This is a genomic window from Bacillus sp. JJ722, assembly GCF_036963345.1.
In the GTDB taxonomy this organism is placed as follows: Bacteria; Bacillota; Bacilli; order Bacillales; family DSM-1321; genus Bacillus_AD.
Map to the genome: position 1 here is coordinate 1 of NZ_JBALMO010000247.1, position 5,587 is coordinate 5,587.

The following is a 5,587-nucleotide window of genomic DNA, read 5'->3' on the forward strand; positions in this document are numbered from 1 at the left end:
GTGATAAATAGTATATATTATGATAAACCATTTGAAAAATTCTTCTAAAAATCCAGTAATGACAAAAGAATGAATAAAATCACTAATAATAAGTCCTTCTGCGTCTAATACGTACTGAAGAAACATCAATGGAAACACAAGAACAGCGCCGAATATAAATGTTCTTAAAACAATTGTAACTGGCTCCGTACCATAATAATCTCTTAAATAAAAATAGCTTAGCAATGCCAGTCCTGGGGCAATACCAGCAGTAACTATGACCAGCATGTGCTGACCTCTTTTCTATATAGCTTTTTGACTATTTTATCGTACCATGTTATTAGAAAAAATGCAGTAACCTTAACTTACTATTTTCACTTAAACGTTGCATTTCATGCGAATGTATGATTACATTTCTTTGTTACCGTTTTTATTCCCATATTTCATTACTTAGGAGGATTGCTATGAAGAAAAAAATCCTTGTTATTCATACTGGTGGAACTATTTCTATGTTTGAAGATCAATCTACAGGAGCAGTTCAACCATCTGAGATAAACCCGATGTCCGTGGCATCGACTCAATTACAAAAAGATGCAACCTTAATTATTGAAGAACCATTTAACTTACCCTCACCTCATATAACTCCAAATGAAATGTTGAGGATTAGAGATATAATAGAAGAAAAGATAAGTCAAACAAAAATTGACGGTGTTGTCATTACGCATGGGACAGATACACTTGAAGAAACCGCATATTTCTTAGATTTACTTCTTGATGTGTCGATTCCAATTGTGTTGACTGGAGCGATGCGTTCTAGTAATGAAATTGGCTTCGATGGTCTGTATAACTTTATCTCATCAATTCGTGTATCTTGCACAGAAGAAGCCGCAGACAAAGGTGTATTGGTTGTGCTAAATGATGAAATCCACACAGCGCAGAACGTGACAAAAACACACACAAGCAATGTTTCCACATTTCAGAGCCCACAATTTGGGCCAATTGGAATTGTAACGAAACAAGGCGCTCTCTTTCACCATCAACCAATTGCATCGATTAAATTCAAGGTCAAATCTATAACAAAGAATGTTCCACTTCTAAAAGCACACGCAGGGATGGATTCATCACTATTACAAGCACTTAGTCAATTACAAATCGATGGACTTGTAATTGAAGCGTTAGGCCAAGGAAACCTACCACCAAGTACACTCTCTGGCATAAAAACGCTTGTAGATCAAAATATTCCTATTGTAATTGTCTCTAGATGTTTTAATGGGATCACGCAAGGTGTATACGGCTACGAAGGCGGAGGAGTACAATTAAGAGATCTTGGATGTGTTTTCTCAAATGGTTTAAACGGTCAAAAAGCCCGATTAAAGCTTTTAGCCGCACTAGAAGAAGGAAAAAAACTGCAAGAAATGGATTTATTATTTCACTCATAAGAGTAGCGGAAGTCCTTATATAGCTCCGATTAACCGTATGGAAGTTCACTAGAAACTAAGTTAGCTTTCGATAAATATAAAAAACAGGAAAAGTGTTTAACACTTTTCCTGTTTTTTCTCTTGGATGTGGTTCGCAATTAATGGACCATGGAACCTTCCATTCTCAATAAAAATTTCATTTGCATTATTACCCGCCGCTATAACTCCAGCAATATAAAGACCTTCTATATTCGTTTCCATCGTTTCAGAATTAAACGTTGGTCGGCCCGATTCTTGATCAATCCCAACACCCATTTGACGTAAAAATTGATGATCTGGGTGATATCCAATCATAGCAAAAACAAAATCAGATTTTAACTTATTCTCTTCCCCTCCAACTATGTAAGTGATTTTATCAGGAGTAATCGATTTTACATGTGCATTAAACACCATCTTGATTGTGCCATTCTTCACAAGAGCATCAAACTCAGGGAGAATCCACGGTTTAACACTCGGCGAATAAACACTTCCTCGATAAAGAACCGAAACACGAGCGCCTGCTTTCACTAATTCTAGCGCTGCGTCAATACTGGAATTCTTTCCACCAATAACAGTTACATCACAATCAAAATATGGATGCGCTTCTTTAAAATAATGATACACATGTGGTAATTCTTCACCTGATACACCAAGTAAATTCGGTTGATCATAATAACCGGTAGCAATGATGACATAAGGCGTTACATATGTAGCTTTTTCTGAAGTTACAATAAATCTTTTGTCTGAGACTTTCTCAACTTTTTCAACCTTCTCAAACGAATGAACACGTACCTTTTTTCGAAGTACTACTTCACGGTAATATGCTAACGCTTGATTTCTTACTGGCTTACGATTCTCTGTGATGAATGCAACATCTCCAATTTCTAGCTTTTCACTTGAACTGAAAAATGTTTGATGAGTAGGATAATGATACAGCGAATTTACAATGTTACCTTTTTCTATAACTAAAGGCTGCAAGCCAATATCTTGTAATGCAATGGCAGCAGCAATCCCGCATGGACCTCCCCCAACAATAATGGCGTCTTTTTCAATCACATTCTTCACTCCTTTTCAATCTTATATATATCTTGTTTCACATTAAATAAGAAAAACCCTATCTTTAAAGATAGGAGTTTTTCTTTCATAATTCAATAAAAATGACTACTTTTTGTTTTTAAAAATTATGTGATTATATCCAACCACGGAAACGACACGCTTCCGCCATTTTTCTTACACCTACCATATAGGCTGCTAATCTCATGTCTATACGTCTTGCTTGAGCAGTATCATAAATAGCTTTAAAAGACTTCACTAAAATCTTTTCTAATTTTTCTTCAACTTCTTGTTCTGACCAGTAGTAGCCTTGATTGTTTTGTACCCATTCGAAATATGAAACCGTTACACCACCGGATGATGCTAGCACATCTGGTACTAGTAAAATGCCACGATCCGTTAATATTTGTGTAGCTTCAAGTGTTGTCGGTCCATTTGCAGCTTCAACTACAATCTTCGCTTTAATATTATGAGCATTTTCCGCTGTTATTTGATTCTCAATAGCAGCTGGAACTAATATATCACACTCTAATTCTAATAATTCAGTATTTGTTATCGTATTATTGAATAGCTTTGTTACCGTACCAAAGCTATCTCGACGATCAAGAAGATAATCAATGTCCAATCCGTCTTTATCATATAAAGCGCCATAAGCATCAGAAATGCCTACCACTTTTGCTCCAGCATCGTGCATAAATTTCGCTAAGAAACTACCGGCATTTCCAAATCCTTGGACGACCACTCTCGCGCCTTTAATATCAATATTTCTTTTCTTGGCAGCTTCACTTATACAAATCGTAACACCTTTAGCTGTTGCAGATTCACGACCATGTGAACCACCTAGAACCAATGGTTTCCCAGTAATAAATCCTGGAGAATTAAATTCATCTATTCTACTATATTCATCCATCATCCATGCCATGATTTGTGAATTTGTAAATACATCTGGTGCAGGAATATCCTTTGTTGGACCCACAATTTGACTTATGGCTCTAACATATCCACGACTTAATCGCTCTAATTCACTAAATGACATGTTTCGAGGGTCGCAGATAATACCACCTTTCCCTCCACCATATGGCAAATCAACAATACCACACTTCAAACTCATCCAAATTGAAAGTGCCTTAACTTCTCTTTCTGTTACGTTAGGATGAAAACGGATACCACCCTTAGTAGGTCCAACCGCATCATTATGTTGCGCCCTATATCCTGTAAATACTTTGACTGATCCGTCATCCATTTTAACTGGAATTTTTACAGTTAACATTCTAAGAGGCTCTTTCAGTAGTTCATACACCTCTTCTGGATACCCTAGCTTTTCTAAAGCTTTATGAATGACCGTTTGAGTGGAGAGTAGCACATCATTATTATTTTTTTCGTTATTCTGTTCTACACCATTTACAGCTACCATATTTTAAGTACCTCCTAGAAAAGTAACATCTTCCTTAAGAAAGATATAGACCCTCTTTCAGTGTTAGTATACACCTTGTTACATGTAAATCAAAGCAGTTAAGCTAATATTCAGAATGGTGATTGAAATACGCGATAATATATGACCACACAAAAAAGAAAAATCGTATATACGATTTCCCTCTATGATATTTAAAATCCCCTATAAAAAGGCTTTAGCGATTTTCTCTATTGCTTGTTGATCAACAATGCCTTTACCATATTCTAATAACTGATGAATTGTAAGTGTGCTTAGTGAACCATACTCAGCCGCAAGAGAAATCACCGTATCATACTGTTTATTCAATACCCTTTCAATACTTAAATAATAGTAATCTTTATAATAAAAAACCGAACTAGACTGTACAATTTTCAATCGTTCAAACACTTTACATAATTGAATTAAATCTTCGAAGGTTTCAAACTTATACAGTATTTGTAATTGCTCTTCCATCGTTACTTGAAGATTAAAACAATCATCATCTAGAAGAAAAATGTCTTCATCTCTTGTAATAATCATCATTAACCCTTGAGTATGAAGAGAATAGATTTCAATTTCAATGGCACCTTTCATTTGAAAGCTAATTTCATCACAAGCGCTTTCAACCATCCTTTGGATTTTAGCATGTACTTTCAACTCATTTCTCTTAATGTCATCCACAGTAAGTCCATGTTCATACAAATCATCGAATGTTAAAAAAATTCTAATTTTATTATAATTTAGTCTTTCAAGCTTCACTTAAATGGCCTCCCACGATGAAAAACACTTTATACATCATATGAGGTACATTTAACACGGTGCATATCCACACGAAAACCGATTCTAGTGCTTTTTATTGGATAAATTCACTTCTTAATTTAGCCACCAATTAAATCCATACAAAAAAGAAGAGACCTATAATCTCTTCCTATTTCTTAGATCCCTTTGCAGATAAAGTTAATAAATGTGTTTCAGCTCGTGCACCTAATCGTAACGGTAATAGACTAGTTCCATAGCCATTACTTGTTAATATTGTTGTGGTAGGATGTGTTTCCAATCCACCTAGCTTATAAGGACCAAATCCGAGAAATCTAACTTGACCTCCATGAGTATGACCAGCTAAAACGAGGGAAATATGGTGATTTTCTTGTATCTTTCTCAATATGCGAGGGCAATGACTTACAAGGATTTTAAATGAAGATTCCGCACTATCTAATAATGCCAAGTCTAAACGATCTCTTTTATAACCAACATAATCAACACCTAATAAAGAAAGCTTATCTCCTGATTGTGATTCAAATATAACCGCCGTATTATCTAGAATTTTAACTCCTAAGCTTAGCAAAGTTGCGTCTAATTCATGATAATCTAATTCATAATCATTATTTCCCCATACAAAGTAGACCGGTCCAATTGTTTTAAGCTTTTCAACATTCTCCTTGATTCTTTCAAAAGGGACATTTCTTTCAGCTAAATCCCCACCAATAATAACGAGATCAGCCTTTCCCTGTAGGGATTGAATCATATCAGTATTAATTTTTCTCTTATGGATATCTGAAATAAAATAAATTTGCACTGTTCCAAAGCTGTTTGGAAAATTTTCAAACTGAAGATGATGTTCAATAACATGATTTTCATTGGCAAGTTTCCACATATATAAGAGTAC

At 35.2% G+C, this 5,587-nt stretch carries 6 protein-coding genes; 1 reads left to right on the forward strand and 5 read right to left on the reverse strand.

Translation table 11 applies throughout. The features are described 5' to 3' along the window. Positions 1-267 (reverse strand): PrsW family glutamic-type intramembrane protease (locus V7014_RS22705; RefSeq protein WP_335510613.1); only part of this gene is annotated, 267 nt, incomplete at its 3' end. Positions 268-443: 176 nt separating this feature from the next. Here V7014_RS22705 and V7014_RS22710 point away from each other — a divergent pair. Further along, complete coding sequence (locus V7014_RS22710; RefSeq protein ID WP_335510615.1) at positions 444-1,418, forward strand: asparaginase; 975 nt, start codon at positions 444-446, stop codon at positions 1,416-1,418. 96 nt (positions 1,419-1,514) lie between these two features. On the opposite strand, the gene V7014_RS22715 is transcribed toward V7014_RS22710, so the two are convergent. The 4 genes from V7014_RS22715 to V7014_RS22730 form a co-directional block, all read right to left on the reverse strand. Continuing rightward, entirely contained in the window at positions 1,515-2,492 is a 978-nt protein-coding gene (locus V7014_RS22715; protein ID WP_335510617.1) for a YpdA family putative bacillithiol disulfide reductase, read from the reverse strand. A 133-nt stretch (positions 2,493-2,625) separates the two neighbouring features. After that, complete coding sequence (locus tag V7014_RS22720) at positions 2,626-3,903, reverse strand: Glu/Leu/Phe/Val family dehydrogenase (protein ID WP_335510619.1); 1,278 nt, start codon at positions 3,901-3,903, stop codon at positions 2,626-2,628. A 201-nt stretch (positions 3,904-4,104) separates the two neighbouring features. After that, entirely contained in the window at positions 4,105-4,680 is a 576-nt protein-coding gene (locus V7014_RS22725; protein WP_335510621.1) for an adaptor protein MecA, read from the reverse strand. A gap of 169 nt (positions 4,681-4,849) precedes the next feature. Next, on the reverse strand, positions 4,850-5,587 hold a 738-nt coding region (locus tag V7014_RS22730), incomplete at its 5' end, for a metallophosphoesterase (protein ID WP_335510623.1).